The sequence below is a fragment of the Bacteriovorax stolpii genome, assembly GCF_002872415.1.
GTDB lineage: Bacteria > Bdellovibrionota > Bacteriovoracia > Bacteriovoracales > Bacteriovoracaceae > Bacteriovorax > Bacteriovorax stolpii.
This window is the reverse complement of the sequence record NZ_CP025704.1, coordinates 464,005-489,858: the sequence shown is the minus strand read 5'-3', so window position 1 is coordinate 489,858 and position 25,854 is coordinate 464,005. Positions and strand designations below refer to the sequence as shown.

Here is a 25,854-nt window from a genome sequence, read left to right as displayed (position 1 = left end):
CTTTTTGTAATTAAAATTTTTGCTTTAGTTCCGGGAAATTAGCCAATCATTGACGCGTGACAGGGTTTAACTTTAAAGGCACTCCCTGCAAGCGCGGCCCAAGGTAAAGATCATAACCACGGGCGAGAGGATATGCGCGCATGTTCTGAAGTTTCGGAATCAAGCAGCTCTGAATGATGAGCCTATTAGGTGTGTGCTTCCAGTACTCTTGGATGAGCACTACGTCAAAATCCAGGGGACCCTTCCCACAGACTTCCACTAAGTCTTGGTAAAGATAAAATTCCAGACCCTCTCTCCCTAGAACCTCCTCCAGTCTCTCCAACGAAAGAATGCGATAAGGTTCTTCATAACTCGTCTTTGGTAAACTCGCGACAAGTTCGTGCATTGGCCTGTTCACCTGGCCATTGTAGCCCCTAATCGAAGGGAAATTGATCCCAAGGTTCTCATCAAAGTCTGGTTTGCCGATGAAGTAGGCCGGGAGGATCAGTGCAAAAATAACAGGAGTGAGCCAGTTTGGTCGTTTGGAGTTGAGCAGGAAGCTCAAAAAACTCAAAAATAAGACGTAAAACATGATGATGTAAGAGTCTAAGAAGCGAACCACAAGCAGCAAAAAGAGGGCCGCCAGGTAATAAACTTGGTCATTTTTGATGTTTTCCCAAAGCGCTTTTAGGTTTTCTCTAAAAGGCCTGATCATCACCACGATCAAAATAAAAGCGTTCATCAAAGTAAAAAAATAAATCTTGAGGGTCGAAGCAAAAGTATGAGTCACGTATTGAGAATACCGCCCAATATTACTCACAAACAGAACCAGGATATTAAAAAACTGATCCCATAAATTAAAAGTACTACCTTCTTCACTTCCCAGAGAGACCGCGACCAATTCTTTCATCCCCGGAGCAAAACGATAAATCAATCCCACTGCGAGAACTCCAGCGAGAAGTCCAACCCCTGAAAAAATAAAAAAAGACTTTCGGTTTTTTCTCATCCCGACTAAATCACCGAAAGCGAAAACTGCTGCAAAAGCAAACTCCATCCTAAAAAAGGCCAGGCCAATAAAAGCCACCATTAAAAAGATTTTGCGCCTGACCCCTTCAAACCAATCTCCCATCAGGAGTACTAAAAAATAAAAAGCCGGCGCCCAAAAATGCATTTTCCTTGAGAGCGCAATATTGAGCGCACTCAACGCGAGCATTGAAGTGAAAAATAGATTTGTCGAAAGCGAGACCCCTCTTTTTTTGTGATAAAAGAAAAAGGCCACGGTTAAAAGAAAGTTTGAAAAAATAAAATTCAAAGTAAAAATGTCATAAAAGTTGCGGCTTAGAAAAGTAAAAAGAGAAAGGAAGCGCACATGCAAAGTATTGGGGTATGTATGCTTTCCCATTGCTTGTAAAATAGAATGGTATTCGTCTTGGTAGGGGTAATCGGAAAAAGGAAGCATCCAAACCTGGATGTAAAATAAGAGACCGATAAAAATCAGCACGCTGATCATCGTCAAGGTTTTCTTTTGCCCCTGACTTATTTCCATAACAAGTAATCCTTAATCACCAGGTAATCCATTTCGGTTTTCATAAAACAATCAACGGCATCATCCACTGAAAGCACAATGGGCATACCGTTAATATTAAAGGAGGTATTGAGCAGAATCGGACAATCCGTTAGTTTGTAAAACTCTTTAAGCAGTTCATAAAACTCCGGACTATGAACCGAAGACACTGTCTGCACTCGAGAAGTGCCGTCTTCATGAACAATGGCCGGAGCAAGTTCTTTAGTCACATCTTTAGCATGCAATGTTTCAATCATAAAAGGGTAAGAAGTTTTATCAGTTTGATAAAAATCCTGTAACTTCCCTTCTGGAAAACTTGGAGCAAAAGGTCTGTAAGGTTCACGAAACTTTACTTTTTCATTGATAATATCTTTCATCTTTTTGTCGCGAGGATCACCTAAAATACTGCGATTTCCAAGTGAGCGATGCCCAAACTCCATTCTTCCTTGCATCCAAGCGATGACTTTTCCTTTTGCCAAGAGCTCAGCCACTTCGCTGACATGAGAGATTTTTTTATGCTGAAGATTTTTAAATGAACTGATTTGAATATTTTCAATTCCCGGGCCAAGAAAAAGATGATCGACCTTTTTCATCTCCATGCCAGCTTGCATCTGCACCCATTGAGCAGCGCCGAGAGCTGTCCCATTATCATCGGCCACTGGAAAAAATGTATAACTTTTAAAAAGTGAACTCTCTGCAATTTTCTGATTCAATAAACAGTTGAGGAAAACTCCACCGGAAGCAGAAAAAGAATCTGAATGAAAAAGTGATTTATTTTTTTCTAAAATCCCAAGCACAATAAAGTTCAAATGATCTTGTAGCGAACGGGCAAAATCCATCCGGTCACTTTCTGTCTTCACATCCGCAAAGAGTTCATAAAAAGCCTCAGAGAAAAACTGATTCCCTTTTTTATGAATCTCAAAATACTTAAGGTTCAATTCAAAATGATTCTCATTAAAACGATAAAGCTCTTTAAAACGCTCGTTAAAACGCAGGCTCTTGGAATAGGCTGCAAGTCCCATAACCTTAAATTCATCGCTATCTGGAGTAAAACCTAAAAACTGCGTCGCACTTGAATAAAGCACTCCCAATGAATGCGGAAAATGGTCTTCATAGATTTTGCGTGCATCGGGCCCTTTAAACTCAAACAGGCTGGTAGAAGCAAACTCCCCCATTCCATCGGCCACCATACAAATGCCATCTCTTTTTTCTGTCTGCACATAGGCCGATACCGCATGGGCCAGGTGATGATCGACAAAGGAAATTTCTCCTTTGAATTGATAGCGTTTTTTTATTTCATTTTTTAGATTGGCGATGAGAAAAAATTTATTAAAGCGCGAACGTTTTTTGGCCCCTTCTCTTTTTTCCAGAAAAAAGCGCAGTGATTTTTTGTGTAAACTTTTTAGCTGGCCAAGTATGGTTAAGCGCGGAGACCAGCCAATAGCGATGTGATCAATCTCTTCGAAAGAAATGCCAAGTTCTGTGGTCAGGTACTCAATGGACTTTTCGGGAAAAGCATCATCGAATTTCTTGCGGGAGAAACGCTCTTCCGAGACCGCTCCTAGGGTCTTGCCATCTTTTACCAATGCAGCAGATGATGAATGTCCCTGATAACAGATAATCCCCAGCGAAATCATGGTGCTCTTTTTCCCTCATTTTTCTCACGTAAAATTAGTTTATGTTATAATGCTTTTTATGAATATAGTTATTATCAACCCGCCGGATAAAAACACCATCGTCGAATTTCCCGACGAAAAAGGCGACAGTTTTTTAGAAGCTGACGACTATGGTTATTTTCCTCCACTGGGTGCACTCTATGTTCTGTCTTACTTAGAGAAAAACACCACAGGTCACAATCTTCACTTCATCGACTGCGTGGCCGAACAAGTGGATCACGATGCTCTTATCGAAAGATTAAAAATCATTCAGCCTGATGTTTTAGGAATGACCAGCTTTACGATTTCTTTAGTCGACATCAAAATGGTTGCTGAAAATGTGAAGGCCAATTTTCCCAATTGCCACATTTGCCTTGGTGGACACCATGCGATTTCGTATCCAAACGAAGCTGCGGCCATGCCTAACATCGACTCGATTGTTGTTGGTGAAGGTGAAAAGGCCTTTACTGACTTAGTGAATTGCCTGGAAAAGAAAGAGTCGATTGAGCACATCCTAGGGGTCTATACAAAAGAATCTATCAAACGAGCAGAAGAACCGAAAAAAGACAATCGCTTCCTAAATTCTGTGATCGTCAATCCTGCGTATGTGGATGATGTCGACACAATTCCTATCCCCAATAGAAAATTTATTAAGCACATCAAATACAGCAGTATCTTAGGAGTAAGCAGTAACCTGGCGACGATTATCAGTAGTCGTGGATGCCCTTACCTTTGTACATTCTGTAATGTTCCTTACAAAAAATACCGTGCGAGAAGCCCGAAGCTGATCGCCGATGAAATCGAAGAGTGTTTAAAACTTGGTTACGATGAATTCCATTTCTACGATGACCTCTTTAACATCACTCCAAAACGCCTTATTGAAATCTGTGAAGAGTTTGAGCGCAGAGAGCTTAAGATTACCTGGGATTTTAGAGGACGCGTGAATTCACTCACTAAAGAGGCCCTGGCCATCGCCAAGAAAAATGGATGCCGCTTAATCTCATTTGGAGTGGAAACCGGAAGTGATGAAGGACTAAAAGTTTTAAAGAAAGGCTGCAATGTTGAAAAAATCCAGAATGCTTTCCGCTGGTGCCGAGAGCTTGGAATTATTTCCGTGGCCGACTATATGATTGGTCTTCCTCATGAAAGATCAGAGGCCGATATCATCAAGAATATTCAATTCCTTGTCGATTTAGACCCGGACTATGCTCAATTTAATATTATGACTCTATATCCACATACTGAAGCCTATGACCAGGCCGTGGCCAAAGGATTAATTGAAGGCGGAAGATGGCAGAAGTTTGCCATGAATCCGACCAAAGATTTTAAAGTGGATCACTGGGAAGAGTATGTGCCAATGAAGAGACTGGTAGAGCTACATAAGTATGCTTACCGCAAGTTTTATTTCAGACCGCGCTACATTTTCAGAAGCGCAGTCAAAACCAAATCACCTTTTGAATTTATGAGTAAATTCAGAGGGGCCTTAAAAATCCTTCGAACCTAAGCTTTAAGCGAAAGCTCATAAAGTTTTTTGTACTCACTGTTGTTTGACATCAGTTCGTTATGAGTTCCTTCTTCAACCAGACGTCCGTCCTTTAAAACGAAAATGCGGTCGTAGTCCTGAATCGTCGAAAGCCTGTGAGCAACAGCAATAACGGTTTTGTTTCCAGCGATGGACTCAAGAGCTCTTTGAACAACTTTCTCTGATTCGTTATCAAGCGCACTTGTTGCCTCATCGAATAAAAGAATGTCAGTGTTCTGCAAGAACGCACGAGCAATCGTTAAACGCTGCTGTTGTCCACCAGAGAGTTTTGCGCCTCTGTCCCCTACCACTGTATTTAGGCCTTGAGGGAGTTTATTCACAAACTCTGAAGCGTAAGAAACTTCAAGGGCGCGCTGGATTTCTTCATCACTGAATGTCCCACCGATCGTTAAGTTTTCTCTGATCGTATCGTGGAAAAGGAAAATATCCTGAGACACTAGCCCAAAACGCTTTCTTAATTCTTTAAGTTTAATATCTGAAAGTGACCTTCCATCAATAGTGATTGAGCCTTGTGAAAGCGGGTAAAGACCAAGCAGCAGGTTGATCAATGTCGACTTTCCAGAACCTGATAAACCAACAAGAGCGATCTTCTGGCCTTTTTTAACTTTAAGAGAAAAATCTTTCAGGACATCGGCTTCACCGTAACCAAAAGTCACGTTATTAACCGCGATTTCATCGTTAAACGATTTAATCTCGTAAGTCCCTCTATCAACTTCTTCTTCCAGATCAAGAATCTGGTTAATGCGATCTGCAGCCGCTAAACCTTGTCCAAGTTTTACGTTGGCCTGAGAGTACTTTCTGATTGGATCCATTAAAAGAGCAAGGGCCGCTACGAACTGGATAAAATCCCCGACAGTCATCGCACCTGATTTAATTCTGTAGTAAGCAAAAACGATAACCAGAGAAAAAGCGATCGCCCCAATAAGTTCAACGAACGGGTGAGCGATCTCTTCGACTTTCGTCGTCTTCATTTGAAATTTAAAATAATAATCCTGGGATCTCTCGTAGCGCTCCATCACGAATCTTTGCAGGTTAAAAGCTTTGGTCACTTTATGGCTTGAAAGACCTTCAGCTAAGTTGTGAGTTAATTCAGCTCGCCCTTCCTGTACCTGACTTTGGTTGGCCTTGATTTTCTTTCCACTGATCTGAAAAATCATAACGAAAAGTGGACCAACAACTAAAATAACCAGAGTTAACTGCCAATCACTGTAAATCGCAAGTCCAAGGTAGACCAGTGCCTTTACCGGCTCTCTGATAATATCAATCAAAGCTCTAAACGATTGCGCGAAAATTTCAGCGTCGTTAAGAACAGTTGAAAGCATGCGGCCTTGTTTGTTTTGGTTATAAAAACTTGTCGGCAGTCTTTGAAGTTTAGCAAAAAGAGTTGATCTCATGTCTGAGTTCATTTTTTCGCCAACGTATCTCATCCAGTAAAAGTGAAAGTATCTTGCCGGGAAGTTGATCACACCTAAAAGCAGTAACAGACCAGAGAGAGTGAGGACTTCCTGAAGTGTCGCTGATCCCGATAGACCGCTGTCAAAAATAGGCTTGATAAGTTTTACCTGCGCTCCCGTTAGGGCCGCTAAAACGAATGATAATAAAAAGGCCGCAAGGGCCATAGATTTATATGGCTTAATGTAAGGCCATAGCTGCTGGATAAGTTTTTTAATCATGCCCCAGATTAGCCCATAAGAGGCTAAAATACCATAGGAGCGGTCTTAAAATCTTTCTCTTCAAAATGGAATTGGAAACAAAAATAGTGGAAGAGCATTTTAGGAAGTGATTTGTATTCCAGCTTAAGCCCATGAAGTTCGGAGTATTTCGTGTGGGCGATGTGACCGACAATTTCCCAGAGCTCGCGCCCTGATTGCACGGAGTAAGACTTTCTCTGATTCATGCAAGGAGGACAAGAGAAGCCTCCTTCTTCTGAAAGCAAGTACATATCATTGAATCCACCCAACTCAATGCCACACAACGTGCAGTGCTCGCGCTCTGGAAAGACTCCCAGATGAAGTAAGGTCTTAGTTAAAAAGATGACAGCGTGCGAGTGAATATAAAATGAATTCTCTTTAAGGGATTTTTCCAGGTGCACCAAAGCATTACTAAGCGATGTAAAGAGCCCTACCATCTCTGTGTTTTCCTCATGTACATCATGCAGGTTCTCTGTCGGAGAAATGCGGTTAATGACTTCTAAGAAAAAACACATCAGGTAAAAAGCACTGTGATTAGAGCGAATCAGATCGTGGTGCCAGATCAGGTTCCACTCTTTAGCATGATAAATATCAGAATGATTTTTTGCTTGAGAAAGTTCTACTGAAAGCATGAAACCAAGTTCGATAATCGAAGACTTTTGTTTTTTCCCGCCACCGCGTCCACCGTAAAAGACCACGGAAATTTTTCTTCCAGTCCTAAGCAGAAGATGAGCGATAATGTGACGTTCATCATAAGGAATTTTCGAAAGGACTAGCCCTTCAACTTTGGTTTGCATCCTCCCATCTTACCTGAAGGGGAAAATGTTTGTCTCCTAGATTTCAATTCCCAAGAGGTCTCCCAAAACGATTTTTGCTTTATGCTTTAGTCTTTCTTTTTTAGTCGTATGAAAACGATCAGTTGTATAGACTTCGTAACCACTCCCCCTTCTTCCACCCCGGCCAATCATCTGCAGCCAGAAGTCGTAATTCTTCACTTCATAATCAATAAAAACTTTTTTAATCTCCGGAAGATTCACTCCGTGACTTAAAGTGGTCGTCGAAAAGATGCAGTCGATCTCCCCTTTATTCTCTTCTACGTTTTCTAAAAAAGACTCCACTTCTCCACCGACACAGCCCAAGGCCTTAAACCCCAAACGGTTTGCCCGATCGGTGAGTTCATCCACCTGTGAGCGGTAAGCACAGAAATAAAGAAAAATATGTTCACTTTCTTTCTGTCTTAACTCTCTCCAAAAAGCTTTTTGTATATAGGCCGGCTTCATCCCATAAAAACTCAGCTGTTTTTCAGGCTTTCTATGGAGAGCATGATTGCCGTAATCGATATGAATCCAGAAATCCTGATAATACTCCAGGTCTTTTTTTAATCCCGCCATCACTTCCTGATCCATCGTCGCGGTTACGGCCAGGACAGGAAAGCAGCAATTCAAAATAGCGAGGAAGCGGTCATGAAGCACAGGACGAAACCCTTGCCCCCAATAATAAAACAAGTGGAACTCATCAATGACAAAAATAACTTTCTCTTCAAGCGCAAATAATTCTTCCAGGAACTCTTCACTCAAAAGCTCCATCGTTGAGACCAGAAAACTCTTCTTCGCTTTAATAAAGCCTTTTAAACAATCCTCCAACGGTGTTTCGCCACCAGCGAGAAAGATATGTTTTTCCCCGGACTTTTCTAAATTGGAATGGACTTCATTGGCGAGAGCTCGCAAAGGAGAAAGATAGACGATTTTAAAATCCTCTTCACGGTAAAACTCCACTACCATCCTGGTTTTCCCGGAAGCAACAGGAGCTGTCAGTAGTGTAAAACATGAGGGAAAAAATAAAGCGGGGATAAGTTTCATGAAGTGGCATCATTCAATGCTACCTCATGCCCCTTATCCCCAAACTAGGAAGATTATGGACGTGACTCCAGATGAACTTCTAATCTTTATATTTTGATTTCATTTCTTTCATACGAGTTTTCATAGCTTCCTGAAATTCTTTATTCTTTTTCTTCAGGACATTTTCTTTAAACTCTTTTCTGTTTTTCTCTTCTTCTTTTTTGAAAGAATCTTGTTTCTCTTTAATTTGTTCACGTAAAGCTTTGTTGTGAGTTTTATCACCCGGCTTTAATTGTTTATAAAGCTCTTCAAGCTCTCTTACATTGGCCAGTTTGCGGTCATACATTTCGTTAATATGTTTAACGTGCAAATCACGCATTTCCTGAATGTGGTCTTCACGGAATTTTGAGCACTCTTTAGAAAACTTAGCGACGTCTTCTTTTACCTGGTCATCGGCCGCAAAAGTCATAGCGCTTCCCATTAAAAGGACCAGGGTAAAAATAGCGTTTCTTAGCGCCCCTAATGAAATCGTCATGTTAGAACCTCCGTTTTTGTTCTCTTAACCATTTTACGCCAGCATTTCATAAAAGTTTCACGAAACTTTTGGGCAATATTTGCGTATTATAGGTGAATGGAAACTGCCAGGGCCACAAAAGGCATTATGTCCGACAACCAGTTAATGCAGATGTTTGCTGATCACGATGATCAGGTTGCGTTCGAACGCCTTTACCATAAATACAAAGAGTCCCTGATTAGATTCAGTTATGGATACACTTTTAACCAGGCCCGTGCGGAAGAAATAGTTCACGATACCTTTTTAAAGGTCTATCGCTACAAAAAAAATTATGATCCACAAAAAACATTCCGAACATGGTTGTGGACCATTTGTAAAAATACCAATCTCGATGCTCTAGATAAGAACCCACTTAAAAGGGAGCAGAGCTTTGAAGATATCGAGACTGAATTCACCGATCAGGATGAATCAGTTTTAGAGAAGATGGTGAATGAATCCACCAAAGAAGAAATTAACAATGTAATTGGCACTCTTCCTCTCACTCAAAGAGAAGCTCTTTTGTTGTGGATGAATGATGACTTAAGTTTTGAAGAAATGGGAAGTGTTTTAAATAAATCTCCCCAGGCCGTAAAAAACCTGGTTCACCGTGCGAAGTTAGGAATGAAAACTAAATTAGGAGGCTCAAAATGAGCAATCAATTAAAAGATGCACTTAAGAAGAAAATGGATGTCACTCCATCATCTGACTTTGATTCAGCTTTTTTTGAGAAGCTTGAAAAGAGCAAAAAGCCTCGCCTGTTTAGCAATTGGGTTACCTGGGCGGTGAGCGGTTGCGCGACAGCTTCAGTCCTTTTCATTGCTATCACCAACTACAGCGTCCCGGGACCCCAGCGTGTAAACCAAAGGGAATTTGTAGAAAATGCCCTTGAAATCCAGGGTGCCCTAAACGAAGGTATTTCCCCTATCGAATCTGACTTGACGGTCTCAATCTCTGATGAGATTTAGTCATGCATGAATTCATTAATCCTAAAAAATACTGACGGAGTCATCACCGATCCAAAAGTCCTCGCGCACATGCACGAGACACTGAAAGCGAAAGCAGGTGACACATTTAAGTGCACTGCTTTAGGACAAGGACTCTGCCAGGGAAAAATCATCGAACTGGCAAAAGATAAATGCCTTCTTGAACTCTCGCCCCTGACAAATGCTCACCCCCAATGGTTTAACTTAGTAGTGGGTATTTCCAGACCACAAACCAGCAAAAAAATTCTCGAACACGCCACAACTTTTGGCGCTAAAAATATCCACTTTTTTAAAGCTGCTCTGTCTGAAAAAAGCTACCTTGACTCAAAGGTCTTTGAACCCCATGAATGCGAAGAATACCTGCTCGCAGGACTTTCCCAATCGGCAATCTATGGAGAGCTTCCTGGTGTTAAGGTTGATAAGTATAACCCAGCAGATCACTATAAAAATGAGCCTCAGAAGTTCATTCTTGATCTTTCAGGTAAAGAGAACTTCCTTGATTTAAAAGAGAGTATTAACTTTGATACTGCCATTACGTTAGCTATCGGTCCGGAAAGAGGTTTTATCCCTGAGGATATAGAGCGTTTTCATCAGGCAGGCTTTAAAAGTGTCAAGATATCGTCTAGCATTCTTAGAGTGGAACATGCTATATATTCGGCGGTTTCTCAGTTAGAATTGATTAGAGGAAGATATTAATATGATCAGAAAACTAGAAAATTTATTTGATGAACAAGTTCGCCCGGCACTAGCTGCTCACGGTGGTAACGTGGAAATCGTCGACCTCGACAACAACGTTCTTTTCCTTCGCCTTCAAGGTGGATGTCAGGGATGTTCAAGCTCTAATGCCACTCTTAAGCAGGGGATTCAAACTTTGGTAAAACAAAATTTTCCAGAAATCACTGACGTCGTCGATATTACAGATCACGAGAGTGGAGAAAATCCTTACATGTAGTAGTGATGGCCTCCATCACTTTCTCCGGCGTAAAAAGTTTCAAACATTGCATGTATTCATCTTTTAAATCACAAACTGAAAGACCACAGTAGTGATGCACTCTCGTTCTGCACGCTAGTTCTTCCACATAAAAATAGGGATGTTTTTTAGAATCATATGGATGCCATTCATTGGCAGGCTCTGGTCCAAAAAGAGTAAAACTTTTTAAATCAACTGCAACTGCAATGTGCTTAAGCCCTGTATCGTTTCCAATATAAAAAGCAGACTCCTGAAAAAATTTCGGCAGCTCTGCTAAAGGAATATGGACGATAGAAGTATTAGATGGAAGACCTAAGGCCTCCAGTTCATTTTTAATTCTTTCATCATCAACGCTTTTTGAAAGAGGAATGACTACTTCAAACTCAGGAAAGGCCAGGGCCATAAGTTTTGCCAAACTAATGTAATTTTCCAGAGGCCACATCTTCGTTAATCTGGTCGCCACCACTCCAAAAATAATTCTCGCTTTTTTAGCGTTGGAATTAAGGATATTCATCTTCGGTGGGTAATCCAAAAACTTTGGAACCTCTTTTTCACCTAAAAAAGAATACACACCATCAAGGTCTCTTTGGATTAATGGCTTAATCACACCTTGATCGTGAACCCTTCCACCCTCTTTTAAATGGTGATTGTGGGCGGTGTATTTAATCCCCATAAAAAAAGCAATCAGCTTAAAGGCCTTGGCCCCTCTCCCCGACTGGTGCATCTCATGGATATGGTCGACTTTTAATTTTCTCAGGTCCCGGTAAGTTTTAAAGAAATCTTTAAAGGACTTTAGCGAAAGTGGGTAAATAGAATCTGCCGCTGTTTCAACATTTTTATAAAGCGGAGCCACCCATTGAGGAACAGCGTAAATGATGTTAGCCTTGGGGTACAATGCACGAGCGTAAGCAACCGAGCTAAGCCCCATAACGGAGTCGCCTAAAGCACGGTTTTTAACTAACAGAATGTTTGAAATTTTTCGCATTAGGTGCCCAAAAAGAGATACTAAAGAGATACCAACGATGAATAAATTAACAGTGGCCATCATAACTTACAACGAAGAGAACAACATTGAACGTTGCATCACTTCAGTTAAAGAAATCGCCGATGAAGTCCTGGTAGTGGATTCATTCTCTACGGATAAAACTGAAGAGATCGCGACCCGCCTTGGCGCCCGCTTTGTTAAAAATCCATTTGCCGGTCACATTGAACAAAAGAACTTTGCTTTAGATCTTTCAACTCACGACTACGTTTTATCTCTCGATGCCGATGAAGCTCTTTCACCTGAACTTCTTACTCAAATCAAGATAGTCAAAAAGAATTTCAATATGAACGGCTACCGCTTTAACCGCTTAACAAATTACAACGGCCACTGGGTCCGCCACTGCGGTTGGTACCCGGATACAAAACTTCGCCTGATTAAAAAAGGCAAAGCTCGCTGGGGTGGAGAAAACCCACACGATATTCTGCAAATGACTGTCAATGAAGGAACTGGTTTTTTAAACGGCGACCTTCTTCATTACAGCTACGACTCAATCACTGCTCATGTTACTCAAACAAATAAGTTCACGACAATCGCTGCTCATGCTGCTTTTAAACAAGGCAAGCGCTCAAGCGTGTTTAAAATTGTCACGAGACCAGTCTTTAAATTCTTCCGCGACTATTTCATCAAAGGTGGATTTTTAGACGGGCGATACGGTTTCATTATTTGCTGTATCAATTCACTCTACGCTCTCTTGAAGTATTCTAAGCTTCACGAGCTGCAACTTGGTAAAAAAATCTAGGATCTTTATGAAAATAGTTTTCTCTCACTCTGGCGTTCTTCCGGTAATTGGTTATGGCGGAATCGAGCGCATTCTTTTCTGGCACATGGTGGAGCTTGCTCGCCTGGGCCATAAAGTCGTTTTAATCGGGCATCCTGATTCAAAAGTTAAAGAATACGGCATCGAACTCATCCCCATGAAAATGGAAGGAAAAGAGTGGACGACACAAATCCCAGAGGACGCCGACATTATTCACTTAAGTTATAACTACCGCGTTCCTGGAAACATTCCGACGATCATTACTGTTCACGGCAATGGTCAACCGGGAGAGATTTTTGATAAGAACTCTGTTTTCGTCTCTAAAAGACATGCTGAAGTTCATGGCTCTACTCAATTTGTTCACAATGCAATCGACCTGGCCGAATACCCATACCAACCAAAAAAGAAACGCGCCTGGAATGACTTTCTCTTCCTGGCCAAAGCTTCATGGCGAGTAAAAAACTTAAAAGACTCGGTTAAAGCAGCAAGAAGCACTGGCAGACACTTGCACGTTGCTGGGGGACGTTGGTGGGGACTGTCTCGCTATGTCCACAACCACGGAGTTGTTGGCGGCGATAAAAAAATGGAAATCATCAGAAACTGTGACTTTATGGTCTTTCCGGTTCGCTGGCCAGAGCCATTTGGAATCGCTGTCATTGAAGCGATGTCGCAAGGTTTGCCAGTCATTGGTTCTCCTTACGGAAGTCTTCCTGAACTTATCACTAAAGATGTTGGTTTTATCGCTCACAACTATAGCGAGTTAGAAAAGTTCGTTCGCGAAGATCATTCAAAAACTTTTGATCCAGATAAAATCAGAAAATATGTTGAAGACAATTTTAATGTGAATCAACATGCTTTAAGTTATCTGGAGCTTTATAAGAGAGTGATCAATGGAGAGAGTCTGAATCAGACGAACCCCACTTTTCAATTTGCTGAAAGGGCCGAGAATCTACTACCTTTTTAAAACAGAGTAGCTATGCCATTTAAAGAACACGTCGAAAACACACTTCGTATCAATCCCGAGCCGACACCGCTCTTTAAAATGCTTCTTTCCGCCTTGGCCATCACTACTCCATTAATTATCGGACATTTTAATCATGAGCTTTTTGTCTCAATGTTCGGCTCACTTATGGGTCTGGTCTTTTATTTAAACGATCACTTTGATAGTTTTTTTGTCCGCACCCGCCATCTGGTTGTCACTTTTATTCTCTTAATGATCAGCTTAGCAGTTGGCGCAGCTTCAGTTGGCAGCCTCTATACTGTTGCGATCATTCTTTTCATTTTGAGTTTTCTTCTGGGGAAATCAAAAGATTATGGAATTGAACTTGAACGCATGATGCTTTTTATCACACTTCAATTCTTAACAGCTTCAGCTGAAGTTGTTATTAAGCTAAAACTCACTTCACTTCTTCTTTATTCAAGCATTGCTTTTCTCAATTACCTGTTTTGGGCCTATGTTATTTTTAAAGTCACAAAACATGAGACTAAATTAACGGTAAGTAAAAGAGCAACGGTAAAAAAGATTATTGCTCATAACCGCGGGATCAAATTTCCTTTGGTGTGCGCTATCTTTTCAACTCTTGGCTATATCCTTGCTCAGGTTTTTGAATTCGCTCATGCAAACTGGATTGTGGGAACTGCACTTATCGTGATTCTTCCCGACAGTTATCAAAGCATTTACAAAAGTGCTCAGAGAGTCCTGGGAACAATTTTAGGCGTTGTCATCGCTTCAGTTATTTTAACTTATGCCCATAACCAGCTTCTGCTTATTTCTTTTGTCTTTATCTGTTCATTTTTAATGCCACTAGGTCTTTCTCAAAATTATTGGGTTGGTAACATCTATATCGCGGCGATGATTCTCTTTTTCCTGGAAATCGCAGCTCCTCAATCAACAGCGACTCACCACTTAGCTTACTGGCGCGCGATTGATATCATTCTTGGATGTTCTATCGGAGTCTTAGCTGCAATTTGGCTCAAGCCAGACATCGTTAAAAAGTCGATTAAATCTCTCAGACATTAATTTGTCACATTTGTGTTTTGTTTGGCCGATAAGACCTCAATTGGGGGTCTATGTGAAAATTAATCTACTTCTTCTTTCGTTTGTTTTAGTGCAATCGACAGTCTTTGCTCAAGTGCAAGACCTGGATCAATACAATCAGTATCCAGGACAAGAACAGCAACAGGGCCTTCAAAAAGACTCTTTCAATTCTCCTTCAAACACTCCTTTTGGTGGCGGAATATTCGGAGGAATGACTGGTGGATTTCCGGGAATGGGAGCAACCAAAATCAATCCTGATGATCATCCCCAAATCACAGTTAAACTTGCCAACAACCAATCCTCTGTAAAATGTAATCTGGATAAAGAAGTCAAAGTTTACATTTGTCCTAATGGCGATAAACCAGTGCTGGTTAAAAACAGTCCATTTGGTTTCACAGCTCTTAGCAGAGATAAAGAAAATGCACCAGCATTCGCTCCGATTGAAAATGTCGTAGCGGATGGAAAAACTCTCTATGCTGCTCCAACGATATCTCCAGGAATGGGAATGGGTATGGGTGGTGGGATGATGGGAGGTTATGGTGGTGCAGGTGCTTTTGTAAAACCGAGCGACCTAAGCACTAAATACAATGAAAGCGTCATGCTGATTGATGCTTTTTTCACCAACCCAGAAAACCGCTCTGATAATTCATTAAAGACGAAAGGCTCTACTCAATACAAGTCCATTGTCCAGGCCTACATGCACGATAGAGAAGAAGCGAAAGCAGAACTCGACAGGGCCTACAACGAAAAGTCATACAAGGTTCAACTCTTTAACGGTCAGGAAATTTCATGCGAGCGCGGTGAAACCAGAGAGCTGACAAATCAAGAAAGAGATTATCAGCGCCAAATGAGTTACCAAATTAAATGCGGAAGCTTTAAATGTGATCCGGTGACAATTGATGGAAAGACATACCAAGCGACAATGCTTTATGACTCCGCTCCAAATTCAATGATCCAGGGGACCATTCATTTACTAGATGAAAAAGACGGAATCGGGCCAACGGCTACGATCAAAAAAATCACATCTCCAAACTCGAAAACGCCATTGGTGGATGTGCCTTACGACTATAAAAAGCTTCCGATGTACGGCGATTACATCAAAGCGAGCGTTCCTCAATCACTTGGACAAGACCGCGATAAGGTTGTGACGTATAAAGATCCCAATTTTGAGCAGGCCATCGTTTATTATAAAAATGTTTGTAAAGACAACAAAGCATTAAACGATTTGGTTGACGGAAAAAAGAAAGTGCTTAAAAAACTTGGCGACCTTGAACTGGCCGAGTTCATTCAGGTTATCGGTAATGGAAACCTGGTCGGGACTTTTGTCGATCCAAAAAAAGCACCTGAATTAGGATGTATTTATCAAGGTGTTTTCCTAAATGCTGAAGCGGCAAAAAATCTTGAGCGCATCAAAAAGAACATTCACCCAGACAGAAGTGTTGAACAAACCATTACGATGGAAAGAGCGAGTGAGCTTTTCAAAAAAGCACAAAAGATGGATGACATTGCCTGGAAATATAAGCCAGACGGTTGTTATGCCCGTGCTCACTTAATGGCGAGACGTTTTGAAGAAGAAGGTGTGCGCGTTGATAAGGTCTGGATCAAGGGAGACCTTTATGTTCCGGGAACTGAGCCTCTTATTCAGTGGAACTTCCACGTAGCTCCTATCGTGTATGTTAAAAATGCCAAGGGTGAAACACAAAAAATGGTTATCGACCCTTCTCTTTTTGATAAACCGGTAACAGTTGAGGAGTGGGATAACAAGATGTCGAAAAATACAGCTCGAGGTTCAGTTGTGACAGCTTTCCCTTTCCCGGAAAATGCCGCCATGATGGAGAGATCAGCCTTATCTTTCTCAAGCTCTGATCCTTATCTTCCTCGCGATAGCATCTATCTTTCAGAACAAGAGAAAATGGATATGGCGAATGAAACAATGAGAATGTACAAACCACTGGAGCCAAGATAATGAAAACATCAATCCTTCTTTTAACACTTCTGATGTCCTCTCTCACACTTGCCCTGGAGGCGGGCAAACGTGAAGAGAAAACAATAGAAATCAAAGCTCATATTGCTAAAATACTGATGACTCCTAAAAAGGTCTATCGCCTGGAATTAGTCGAGCTTGCGGCTGCCTACTTCGCTGAAGAAAAGTTTGCACCTTGTCTGCAAAAAGCGATGAAGGAAAATAAAAAGGCCACTTTAAAAGTGGCCGCATATTCGCTAAGTGTTTTAGATTGCAAAGTCGATTAATAAGGACGATTCATGAGAACTGATTTCCTGATGAGTTCAATCTTCGGGAAATCAAGTTCTACCACTCCTACCTTCACACCTTCTTGAAGATCCATAAGAATGTCTCCCCACGGGTCAACAACTAATGAATGACCATAAGTTTGCATCCTATCGTTGTGGTGTCCCCACTGAGCAGCCGCAATGACAAAACACTGGTTCTCAATCGCGCGGGCGCGAAGAAGTGTATGCCAATGAGCTCTTCCCGTCGGCACTGTAAAAGCGGCAGGGTAAGTGATAATGCTCGCTCCTTCTTTTCTATAGTGAAGGGCCATCTCCGAAAAGCGCATATCAAAACAGATCCCCAGACCTATTTTAACAGCGTTTAAATCAACGACTTTATAATCAGAGCCAGCAGTATAGTTTTTTGCTTCTGAAATTTTCTTATCCGGAAGATCGCAGGCAAAAAGATTGATCTTATCGTAGTGACCAAGGTCTTTACCATTCTTATCAAAGTTATAGGCGCGGTTAACCACTTTCCCATTTAATAAAGTTGCGGCCGAACCACCTATCTGGGCCATACCGAAATCCGTCGAAAGCTTCTGGATTTCTTTGTAGTGCCCATTGCCCTCTTCAACTAAATAAGGTGTAGGAGTGATTCCATCGCTCATTGAATAAAAAACTTCCGGCATAAAGAATGCTTCGGCCCCTTGAGCTTTAGCCTCTTTTAAAAGGCCTCTGATCGTCTCAAGATTCGTTTTATAATCAAGAACAGATGTTAACTGTAGTACTGCGATTTTCATTTAATGAATTTCCCAATTGCGTAGTAAGTAAATCCTTCCGCCTGAACTTTTTTCGTGTCGTACAGGTTTCTTCCGTCAAAGATAACGGGCTTGTTAAGCTTCGCTTTGATCTCTCCAAAATCAGGAGTCGTAAATTCTCTCCACTCAGTGACTGTGATAAGAGCATCAGATCCTTTAAGGGCATCATACTTATTGTCGAAGGCCTTAATTTTGCCTTCACACTCTTTGTATTGACTCATTTCATGCAGGTAGTTTTCAGTTGCTACTGGATCGAAAATATTAATCGTTGCACCTGCTCCAATTAACTTTCTTGCCATGGCAATTGCTGCTGTCTCGCGAACGTCATCAGTGTTTGCTTTGAAAGCTACACCCCAGAACGTGAAGACTTTACCAGTAAGATTGTCACCGTAGTGTTTTTTAACTTTTGAGAAAACATAAGATTTTTGTTCATCGTTAACTTCTTCAGTTGCATTGATGATTTTTAAATCCATTCCGTAGTCTTCAGCTGTTGCCACTAGAGCTTTTACGTCTTTAGGGAAACACGACCCACCGTAACCTGGACCTGGGTATAGGAAGTGTCCACCAATTCTCTTGTCAGATGAAATCCCTTTTCTCACTTCTTCAATATCTGCATTTGTTAAATCACAAAGGCGAGCAATTTCATTGATGAAAGAAATCTTAGTTGCAAGGAAGCAGTTCGCTGCGTACTTACTCATTTCAGCTGAAAGGTTGCTCATTCCGTAGATCGGGTTACCTTGGCGAACAAGAGGAGCATAAAGCTCTTCCATCACTTTCATCGCACCAGCGTCCTGGTGACCGATGATAACGCGGTCAGGGCGCATAAAGTCTTCTACCGCTGATCCTTCTTTTAGGAATTCAGGGTTGTTAACCAAATGGAATTTTTTTGTCGTTTTTTCTGCAATCAGTTTTCTGATTTCAACTGATGTCCCAACAGGAACCGTTGATTTAATAACAACGATTGCTCCGTCAGTTAAATTCTTTGCGACAGCTTCAGCTGCGGCACGAAGATACTTAAGATCAGCTCTTCCGTCATCTGCAGATGGTGTTCCAACCGCTAAGAAGATTGATTGAGCAGAAGCTACAGATTCATACCCTGTTGAGAAATGAAGTCTGCCCGCTTTAATATTTCTTTCCAGAAGTTCTGTTAAACCTGGTTCATAGATTGGCGATTTATGTGCTTTAAGCATCTCGATCTTTTTTGGATCGATATCAATACATGTAACATCATGCCCGATTTCAGCAAAACATGTCCCGCTGACTAATCCAACATACCCAGTACCAATAACAGAAACTTTCATATTTTCCTCTCTCTCAAAATTAGCAATTTCCCCCTACAATAGCATTATGCGAGGGAATATGCTAAATTTTTATAGATGAAAACCACCCTCAAATTCTTCCTGGCCTTCGCCTTATGCTATTGGCTTTTTAAGAATGGTCAGCTGGATTTCTCTCTCGTAACAAAGACCTTGAATAGTGGTTATTTATGGGTTTTCGCAATAACCTTACTGGTTGCTCGATTATTTATCGCCAACATCCGCTGCCAGATTCTCCTGGAAACAAAAAGTGAAAACAAAATATCTTTTTCCAAGCTCTTTGCGTTTAATGCGATTGGTAATTTCTTTTCAGTGATTCTTCCGGGCTCTAGTGCCGGAGATGTCATAAAGTTTTTCTATTTTAGAAACCTGGATAAAAGTCTCTCGGCCACAACCGTAGCTTCCATTATCGCCCTCGATCGTTTTGTAGGACTTCTTGGTCTATTGGGGATTGGGATTTTTATTTGCTGTTTTCAATACCAAAGCATCATGGCACTCAACCCTGCGCTCTTAACTTTCATTATCATGAACGTCGTTCTCTTTGCCGGGTTAGGGATTTTTATTGTCGTCATCTTCAGCAATCTGATCAACAGAGAGAAGTTGGTTTCTAAGCTCACTCATTACCTCGCCAGATGGCCTAAAGTCCTGGGCCCTTTAATAGATATGCTTTCCATCCGCTTATCGTTTAAACCATTTTTTTACACCTTCATGCTGAGTGTACTTAATCAGTTGCTGCTCTTTATCTGCATCTGGCTTTTAATTAAGCCTTTTATTCCTCTGGAGACTTCAGTCTTAAATATCTTTAGCATTCTTCCCATCGGGATGATCGGCGCAGCTCTGCCCATTACGCCGGCAGGTCTGGGTGTTGGTCACGTGCTGTTTGAAAATTTATTTAAGATGCTGCAAATTGATCATGGCGCTTCATTGTTCAATTTATTTTTTATCGCCAATACGCTGGTGAATCTTACGGGAGTTATCCCCTACCTGTTCGTTAAGTCTGAACTTAAAGACAGGCAGGAGACACCTTAATCATTATCTGTGCTGGCTTTCTTTCACCGAGTTAACCGAAGTTAAAATGGCTTCCTGAATCTGGTCTCTCATTCCCGTTACATTACTTGAACTGTATGGAACCATGATTGTATTTGAGTGAGAGTTTTTACTCATGGCCTCTAGTGCATCATAGTGTTGAGTAATCAGAAGGATAGTCAGAACCTCTTCGTTGTTGATTCCTGATTGTTTCAAATCCTCAATAGAAGCTTTCAGACCAGAAGCAATTTCTTTTCTTTGGTTGGCCATCCCCAAACCTTGAAGACGCTTGCTTTCAGCGTGAGCCTCGGCCTGCATAACGATACCAATCTTTTCAGCTTCAGCTTTGGCCATCGCTGCATCTCTTAATCTTTCAGCTGCGTTGATTTCGTTCATCGATTGCTTAACTTTTTCATCCGGATCAATATCTGTGATTAGAGTTTTAATAATCATAAAACCAAAATCATCCATTGATTCTTCAAGCGATTCTTTAACTGCTAGGGCAACTGTATCTTTGCTGACAAATACATCATCAAGAGAAAGCTTAGGGATTTCAGAACGAACAACGTCAAAAATATAACTTTCAATCTGCGCGATAGGATCAGAAAGACGGTAGTATGAATCGTGAACCTTATCTCTGATGATCTGATACTGAACTGAGACTTTTGTTCTTACGAATACGTTGTCTCTAGTTTTCGTTTCAACTTCGATATCCTGTTGAACAATTTTTAAATTTCTTCTGATAACAATTCTGTCGAGAAAAGGCAGCTTGAAGTTCAGACCTTCGTGAGCTGTGACGTGATACTTCCCAAGACGCTCGATAATAGCAGCCGTCTGCGAGTTAACAATAAACAATGAATCAAATAAGCAAATAGCGATAAAAATCAGAAGTACAATCAATAGTGGTTCCACATAGACCTCTCAAATTAGTTTCCTAGATCATAAACCCTGAGAGGCCTTCACAAAAGCCTAAATGCAAAAATTTGTTTCCCTGTAAGATCCGACGCTAAGAAGGATCTAAGATGGATGGCGAAAGCCGACATGTCTGCTTGATAACTGAAAAATCAGCTTAAAGTCATCACTCCACTTGCGGTGAAGTTTCGACTTCATTTCCAGACCTGGCTCTGCTCTCTTAAAAAGGTAATCAAACAATCCAGGCTCAGTTAACACCATGGACTTCTTTAAAGCTCTAGGAACTTCACTGCTCGTAGCAAACCATGAAACCTTTTTGGCCCCAATTGTTTTAAGAAGAGCTGGAGAATATTTTTTCGGGTCTCCCACAATCGCCACTTCAGAAACTTCCGGAAGCTCCCAAATATCATTCATGCGCAAGATGCGCTCTTTCATCACTAAAGGATGAGTGCCAAAGTACTCAATACATTTATTCTTGCTGGCGTTTTTCTGACCTTTAGAAAGTTTTTCTTCCAACACCTGAGCTTCATGATAAAGCTTCCCCATATCGCGGATTTTTTCTTTATATGAATCTTGCTCTCTTACGTGGCCGTAATGAAAAATCCGCGCCTCGGTGAAGAAAACTTTAGTCTGGTTTCTAAATCCCTGGGCATCACCCCACGATTCAATATTGGTCTTTAGTTTGATAGCTCTGATTTCATGCGGGTACCATTTTTTAGAAACGGCCACATGGTGATGGGTTTGCCAGAAATGGAAGTAGCGAAATGAAATTGCATCACAACCAGTTTTCTGTGCTTCTTCAATATCTTTAATTAATCTTTCGTAATCGTCTTCGTGTAAAACTTCATCGGCCTGCAGGTAAATCCCCCAGGCATTGTCTTCCTGCCCGTGATCTTTTCTCAAGGCCTCTAATGCTTTGTTGGTTTCCACAGAAAGCACGAGTCCTTTTTTCAGGGCCATATCCCAAGTGCTAGGTATGATTTTTACACCGGGAATCTTCTGTGATTCTTCCAGTGAATTGTCATCACCTTTATCCAAGGCAACGTAAACTTCCTCTGAGATATGAGATAATGACGTGAATGATTCTCTAAAAGAGTAATCGTATTTCACGCCATTTCTTAATAAGGTAAAACCGTATAACTTAACTAAATTTGAAGATTTTTGTGGCATCGACGTGTCCGTAGCGGATCCACTTCGTCTTAAAAGATTCGATCTTCAGAAGGAATTTTAGCTCCTCACCAGGATTTTTAAGCTTTCTAACTTTTTTACATTCCTTCTTCAGGATACCGCGAACATCTTTTGGAATAACACAAAGGCCACTCATCAGATAATTTTGGTTTTCATAAGTCAGAACGCGCCCAACGAAAATATCATCTTTAATGATTGATGGAAGCGACTCTCCTTTTGGAAGAGTGATTTTTTTATCGTGAAGCATATCGTACAGAGTATCGTATCCTCTGAAGTTTTTACCGACATACTCAAATAGAGAATAGTTAACACCTGAAAGTGACTTCGCCAGGAAATCATCTACCGGGTTATTGATCAGGTAATCGCTAATAACAGTTCTAGTTCCACGCATAGAAATAAACTGAAGAACGTACCACTCGTTAAACGAGTTCATGCGCGCCTCAAAATCATCATCGTCGTCGTTAGCTTGACCAGTGATTGTGAAATACTCTTTCTTGGCCTCTAAAAGCGTGTCGTAATGTACACCTTGTGTATAGATGTCCAACGCTTTTAAAAAATGTTCTTTTAACAGTGGGTGCATATAATCCTTTATATGAATCTATTTCATCAATACCATCTTCGTCGTCTTTCATCGCTCAGTCGTGCGACGTGCAGTAGCACGCCTCCTCCCTCACTCTTCAACTCCTAGAATCTGGCATCGCTGAAACAGCTTCCAATTCTTAACTTATTCATCAGTCGAAAGAACAGCGAGGAACGCCTCTTGCGGAACCTCTACAGATCCTACCATTTTCATGCGCTTCTTTCCTTCTTTTTGTTTTTCTAGAAGTTTGCGCTTACGTGAGACGTCACCACCATAACACTTGGCAAGTACGTTCTTACGCAGGGCCTTGACTGTTTCTCTTGCAACTATTTTAGCACCAATTGCGGCTTGTACCGCAATATCAAATTGTTGGCGATCGATTAATTTTTGAAGTTTTTGCACAAGGTCACGGCCTTTATAGAAAGAATTGTCGCGGTGACAAATAATCGACAGGGCATCAACCTTGTCTCCATTCAATAAAATATCAACTTTAACTAAGTCGGCCTCTGCGTAATCTCTGAACTCATAGTCCATCGAAGCGTACCCTTTAGTTAAACCTTTTAGCTTATCGTAAAAATCAAAAACCATTTCCGAAAGTGGCAGGTCGTAAATAACCTGAACGCGGTCTTCAGTAATGTATTTAATCTCAGTTTGAATCCCTCTTCTTTCTTCGCAAAGAGTGATCATACGACCTACATATTCATTCGGAACGTGAATCGACAATTGAACCATTGGCTCACTGACAGATTGAATTTCTCCCGGCTCCGGCATCTCTGACGGGTTCGAGATCATGATTTCTTCGCCGTTATTTTTTAAAACTTTATAACTCACCGATGGAGCTGTCGAAATCAGGGCCAGACCAAACTCGCGCTCAAGTCTCTCCTGAATAATGTTCATGTGCAGAAGTCCTAAGAATCCGCAACGGAAACCAAAACCAAGGGCAGCAGAACTCTCCGGCTCATAGGTGAAAGAAGCATCGTTAAGAGCAAGTTTCTCCAGAGCTTCTTTTAGATTTTCATAATCAGTAGACTCAACAGGAAAAATACCACAAAAAACCATGGGTTTGACTTCAACGTATCCAGCGAGATTTGGAGTCTCTTTTTTGTTGGCATGAACAACAGTGTCGCCAATATGAACGTCACGAATAGTTTTAATCCCACAAATTACCATCCCTACTTCACCGGCCGTTAATTCATCAAGCTCAGTGAAAAATGGCGAGTTCACCGCCAATTTTAAAACTTCGTATTCCTGGCCTCCGGCCTTAAGGAAAATTTTCTCGCGTTTTTTTAATGTCCCTTCAACCACTCTCACCAGAATAACTACACCCTGATAAACATCAAACCATGAATCGAAAATCAGTGCCTGAAGTGGGTTGGTTGATTTTCCAGTTGGAGCTGGAATCTTTTTAACAATTTGCTCTAATAAAGCATCAATACCAATTCCTGATTTTGCCGAAACTTCACAAGCTTCGCTGGTATCGATTCCGATAATATCCTCAACTTCCTTCTTCACTCTTGGAGCGTCGGCGTGAGGTAAATCAATTTTGTTAATAACCGGAAGGATTTCCAGGTCGTTGTCGATGGCCATATAAACGTTGGCCAGAGTCTGAGCCTCTACCCCTTGAGAGGCGTCTACAACTAGGAGTGCTCCATCACATGAAGCTAAAGAGCGCGAAACTTCGTATGAGAAGTCTACGTGGCCCGGAGTATCTATCAAATTAAAATAATAGGTATTGCCATCCTGCGCCTTATAAGGGATACGAACAGCCTGGGCTTTAATGGTAATTCCTCGTTCGCGCTCTAGATCCATGTTATCGAGTAAACGGTCTTTCTTCTCACGATTTGAGACAGCGTTTGTTGCTTCCATAATACGATCTGCGAGAGTCGATTTCCCGTGGTCAATGTGAGCAATGATAGAAAAATTGCGAATAAATTTTTGATCCATAAATCCCTAAAATTAAAGATAGCAATCACCATAGCACTAGATACTTAAAAATTGAATTTATTATACGAAACTTAGGGCACCTTTCATGAAAAACGAGTTCGAAATCCAGCATATTGATCCTATTGGGCAAGGCGTTTCTAAACAAGAAGGCAGTGTAACCTTCATCAAAAAAACTTTGCCAGGCGAAATTGTCACTGCGGAAGTGTTCTCTTCGAAAAAAGGGGTTCAATTTGCCAAACTTTGCGACGTTGTCACTCCTGCACCGGATAGAATTGCACCACTATGCCCGCACTACAACGAGTGCAACGGCTGCGATTTCCAGCACACTAGTTACGAAAAGGAACTTGAATACAAAAAAGCTGCGCTTGCCCGCCACATGTACAAATTCCCGGAAGTCCCAGTAACTGTTCACGGTGCAAAAAGAAGACTTTCATACAGAAACCGCATCCAGCTTCACTACGATAAAAAGAAGAGACAGCTCGGACTTTTAAACTATAAAAACGAAATCATCCCAGTTCCTGAATGTAAGATTATCGAGCCAAGTGTCGCTTATGAACTTCGCGCTCTTTATGCTGCCGACAATTGGCTAAAACTAGTGACAAAAGAGCCGGCCAAGGGCCATATCGAGCTTTACTCAAAAGACAACCACACTGGCGGACACAACGTAAAAGTGTCAGTGAATTATCCATATGCTAATGGCGGTTTCACTCAGGTAAACGCAGAAATGAATGAGCGCCTTCGCGTTTGGATCGAAAAAAAGGCCCATGAAATCATTCCTCCAAAAGCCGTCGTGTACGATCTTTTCGGCGGAAACGGGAACCTTAGCGTGAAGTTTAAAAACCCAACTCTAGTTGTGGATAAATACCGTACAGCTCCTCAACCTTCGGCCCATCAGAAGTTCTTTTCTCTCGATTTATACGACAAAAACGCTGTAAGAAGCCTCATCGCTCTTAAAAAAGACGGTTACCCTCGCCCTGACTGGTTAATTATTGACCCACCTCGTTCGGGATTAAAAAATCTTCAGGATTTTTTAAATGAATTTAAACCAGCTGGATTTATCTTCATCGCCTGCGAAGCGACCAGTTTCACTCGAGACACGCTGGCGACTTTGAGCAACTACGATCTTCAGAGTGTGGAAATATTCGACCTTTTCCCTTCTACCCAGCATTTTGAAACAATCGGCATATTTACAAGAAGAGCATAGCGCGATTAAAATAGACTCATA

Annotated in this window: 25 protein-coding genes; 12 read left to right on the top strand and 13 right to left on the bottom strand. The window is 41.3% G+C overall.

The annotated features are described in order from the left end of the window. Window positions 1-46: 46 nt before the first annotated feature. Both C0V70_RS02295 and C0V70_RS02290 read right to left on the bottom strand, forming a co-directional pair. A complete protein-coding gene (locus C0V70_RS02295) occupies window positions 47-1,525 on the bottom strand; it encodes a hypothetical protein (protein WP_102242250.1) in 1,479 nt (492 codons plus the stop codon). Then, window positions 1,516-3,180, bottom strand: coding sequence for a carbamoyltransferase family protein (locus tag C0V70_RS02290; protein WP_102242249.1), 1,665 nt, complete (start codon window positions 3,178-3,180; stop codon window positions 1,516-1,518). Before C0V70_RS02290 ends, C0V70_RS02295 begins: the two co-directional genes overlap by 10 nt. A 58-nt stretch (window positions 3,181-3,238) precedes the next feature. On the opposite strand from C0V70_RS02290, the gene C0V70_RS02285 reads away from it, so the two are divergent. Continuing rightward, window positions 3,239-4,702, top strand: coding sequence for a B12-binding domain-containing radical SAM protein (locus C0V70_RS02285; protein WP_158649530.1), 1,464 nt, complete (start codon window positions 3,239-3,241; stop codon window positions 4,700-4,702). Here the strand turns inward: C0V70_RS02285 and C0V70_RS02280 are convergent. From C0V70_RS02280 to C0V70_RS02265, 4 genes are all read right to left on the bottom strand, one after another. Then, entirely contained in the window at window positions 4,699-6,414 is a 1,716-nt protein-coding gene (locus C0V70_RS02280) for an ABC transporter ATP-binding protein (protein WP_102242247.1), read from the bottom strand. The two genes, C0V70_RS02285 and C0V70_RS02280, sit on opposite strands and share 4 nt — an antisense overlap. A gap of 23 nt (window positions 6,415-6,437) precedes the next feature. Further along, window positions 6,438-7,229: a DNA repair protein RecO gene (gene recO / locus C0V70_RS02275; protein ID WP_102242246.1), complete on the bottom strand. Its 792-nt coding sequence runs from the start codon at window positions 7,227-7,229 to the stop codon at window positions 6,438-6,440. A 36-nt stretch (window positions 7,230-7,265) separates the two neighbouring features. Next, entirely contained in the window at window positions 7,266-8,291 is a 1,026-nt protein-coding gene (locus tag C0V70_RS02270) for a DEAD/DEAH box helicase family protein (protein ID WP_102242245.1), read from the bottom strand. 79 nt (window positions 8,292-8,370) lie between these two features. Continuing rightward, entirely contained in the window at window positions 8,371-8,805 is a 435-nt protein-coding gene (locus C0V70_RS02265) for a hypothetical protein (RefSeq protein WP_102242244.1), read from the bottom strand. A gap of 96 nt (window positions 8,806-8,901) precedes the next feature. Here C0V70_RS02265 and C0V70_RS02260 point away from each other — a divergent pair, with 96 nt between their 5' ends. From C0V70_RS02260 to C0V70_RS02245, 4 genes are read left to right on the top strand one after another with little or no spacing between them, the layout of a single operon-like run. After that, on the top strand, window positions 8,902-9,474 hold the full coding sequence (locus tag C0V70_RS02260; protein WP_102242243.1) for an RNA polymerase sigma factor: 573 nt from the start codon (window positions 8,902-8,904) through the stop codon (window positions 9,472-9,474). After that, a complete protein-coding gene (locus C0V70_RS02255; protein WP_102242242.1) occupies window positions 9,471-9,788 on the top strand; it encodes a hypothetical protein in 318 nt (105 codons plus the stop codon). The genes C0V70_RS02260 and C0V70_RS02255 overlap by 4 nt, the downstream gene beginning before the upstream one ends. 6 nt (window positions 9,789-9,794) lie before the next feature. Next, window positions 9,795-10,502, top strand: coding sequence for an RsmE family RNA methyltransferase (locus C0V70_RS02250; RefSeq protein WP_102242241.1), 708 nt, complete (start codon window positions 9,795-9,797; stop codon window positions 10,500-10,502). 1 nt (window position 10,503) lies between these two features. Continuing rightward, the gene (locus C0V70_RS02245; protein ID WP_102242240.1) at window positions 10,504-10,758 is read left to right on the top strand and encodes a NifU family protein; all 255 of its coding nucleotides are present in this window, start codon (window positions 10,504-10,506) and stop codon (window positions 10,756-10,758) included. On the opposite strand, the gene C0V70_RS02240 is transcribed toward C0V70_RS02245, so the two are convergent. Further along, window positions 10,721-11,761 (bottom strand): glycosyltransferase family 9 protein, encoded by a 1,041-nt coding sequence (locus C0V70_RS02240; protein WP_158649529.1) that lies wholly within the window; start codon window positions 11,759-11,761, stop codon window positions 10,721-10,723. The two genes, C0V70_RS02245 and C0V70_RS02240, sit on opposite strands and share 38 nt — an antisense overlap. Window positions 11,762-11,798: 37 nt before the next feature. On the opposite strand from C0V70_RS02240, the gene C0V70_RS02235 reads away from it, so the two are divergent. The 5 genes from C0V70_RS02235 to C0V70_RS02215 are packed head-to-tail and all read left to right on the top strand — an operon-like array spanning window position 11,799 to window position 16,866. Continuing rightward, the gene (locus C0V70_RS02235; protein WP_102242238.1) at window positions 11,799-12,560 is read left to right on the top strand and encodes a glycosyltransferase family 2 protein; all 762 of its coding nucleotides are present in this window, start codon (window positions 11,799-11,801) and stop codon (window positions 12,558-12,560) included. 7 nt (window positions 12,561-12,567) lie between these two features. Further along, on the top strand, window positions 12,568-13,542 hold the full coding sequence (locus tag C0V70_RS02230; RefSeq protein ID WP_102242237.1) for a glycosyltransferase: 975 nt from the start codon (window positions 12,568-12,570) through the stop codon (window positions 13,540-13,542). 12 nt (window positions 13,543-13,554) lie between these two features. Next, on the top strand, window positions 13,555-14,598 hold the full coding sequence (locus C0V70_RS02225) for an FUSC family protein (RefSeq protein WP_102242236.1): 1,044 nt from the start codon (window positions 13,555-13,557) through the stop codon (window positions 14,596-14,598). Window positions 14,599-14,650: 52 nt separating this feature from the next. Continuing rightward, window positions 14,651-16,582 (top strand): protein-glutamine glutaminase family protein, encoded by a 1,932-nt coding sequence (locus C0V70_RS02220; RefSeq protein ID WP_102242235.1) that lies wholly within the window; start codon window positions 14,651-14,653, stop codon window positions 16,580-16,582. After that, the gene (locus tag C0V70_RS02215) at window positions 16,582-16,866 is read left to right on the top strand and encodes a hypothetical protein (RefSeq protein ID WP_102242234.1); all 285 of its coding nucleotides are present in this window, start codon (window positions 16,582-16,584) and stop codon (window positions 16,864-16,866) included. The genes C0V70_RS02220 and C0V70_RS02215 overlap by 1 nt, the downstream gene beginning before the upstream one ends. On the opposite strand, the gene C0V70_RS02210 is transcribed toward C0V70_RS02215, so the two are convergent. Together C0V70_RS02210 and C0V70_RS02205 are read right to left on the bottom strand one after the other, a co-directional pair. Beyond that, on the bottom strand, window positions 16,863-17,645 hold the full coding sequence (locus tag C0V70_RS02210) for a carbon-nitrogen hydrolase family protein (RefSeq protein WP_102242233.1): 783 nt from the start codon (window positions 17,643-17,645) through the stop codon (window positions 16,863-16,865). The two genes, C0V70_RS02215 and C0V70_RS02210, sit on opposite strands and share 4 nt — an antisense overlap. Next, window positions 17,642-18,964, bottom strand: coding sequence for a UDP-glucose dehydrogenase family protein (locus C0V70_RS02205; protein WP_102242232.1), 1,323 nt, complete (start codon window positions 18,962-18,964; stop codon window positions 17,642-17,644). Before C0V70_RS02205 ends, C0V70_RS02210 begins: the two co-directional genes overlap by 4 nt. A gap of 75 nt (window positions 18,965-19,039) precedes the next feature. On the opposite strand from C0V70_RS02205, the gene C0V70_RS02200 reads away from it, so the two are divergent. Continuing rightward, entirely contained in the window at window positions 19,040-20,008 is a 969-nt protein-coding gene (locus C0V70_RS02200; RefSeq protein WP_102242231.1) for a lysylphosphatidylglycerol synthase transmembrane domain-containing protein, read from the top strand. Between the two features lie 3 nt (window positions 20,009-20,011). Here the strand turns inward: C0V70_RS02200 and C0V70_RS02195 are convergent, their stop codons facing one another. The 4 genes from C0V70_RS02195 to lepA all read right to left on the bottom strand — a co-directional run bounded on the left by C0V70_RS02195 (window position 20,012) and on the right by lepA (window position 24,629). Then, window positions 20,012-20,917: an SPFH domain-containing protein gene (locus tag C0V70_RS02195; RefSeq protein WP_102242230.1), complete on the bottom strand. Its 906-nt coding sequence runs from the start codon at window positions 20,915-20,917 to the stop codon at window positions 20,012-20,014. Window positions 20,918-21,022: 105 nt separating this feature from the next. Further along, window positions 21,023-22,027: a glycosyltransferase family protein gene (locus tag C0V70_RS02190; RefSeq protein ID WP_133566682.1), complete on the bottom strand. Its 1,005-nt coding sequence runs from the start codon at window positions 22,025-22,027 to the stop codon at window positions 21,023-21,025. Window positions 22,028-22,058: 31 nt separating this feature from the next. Further along, on the bottom strand, window positions 22,059-22,685 hold the full coding sequence (locus C0V70_RS02185; RefSeq protein ID WP_102242228.1) for a hypothetical protein: 627 nt from the start codon (window positions 22,683-22,685) through the stop codon (window positions 22,059-22,061). Window positions 22,686-22,829: 144 nt separating this feature from the next. Then, entirely contained in the window at window positions 22,830-24,629 is a 1,800-nt protein-coding gene (gene lepA, locus C0V70_RS02180; RefSeq protein WP_102242227.1) for a translation elongation factor 4, read from the bottom strand. Between the two features lie 85 nt (window positions 24,630-24,714). Here lepA and C0V70_RS02175 point away from each other — a divergent pair, with 85 nt between their 5' ends. Then, window positions 24,715-25,833, top strand: coding sequence for a class I SAM-dependent RNA methyltransferase (locus C0V70_RS02175; protein ID WP_102242226.1), 1,119 nt, complete (start codon window positions 24,715-24,717; stop codon window positions 25,831-25,833). Window positions 25,834-25,854 lie beyond the last annotated feature (21 nt).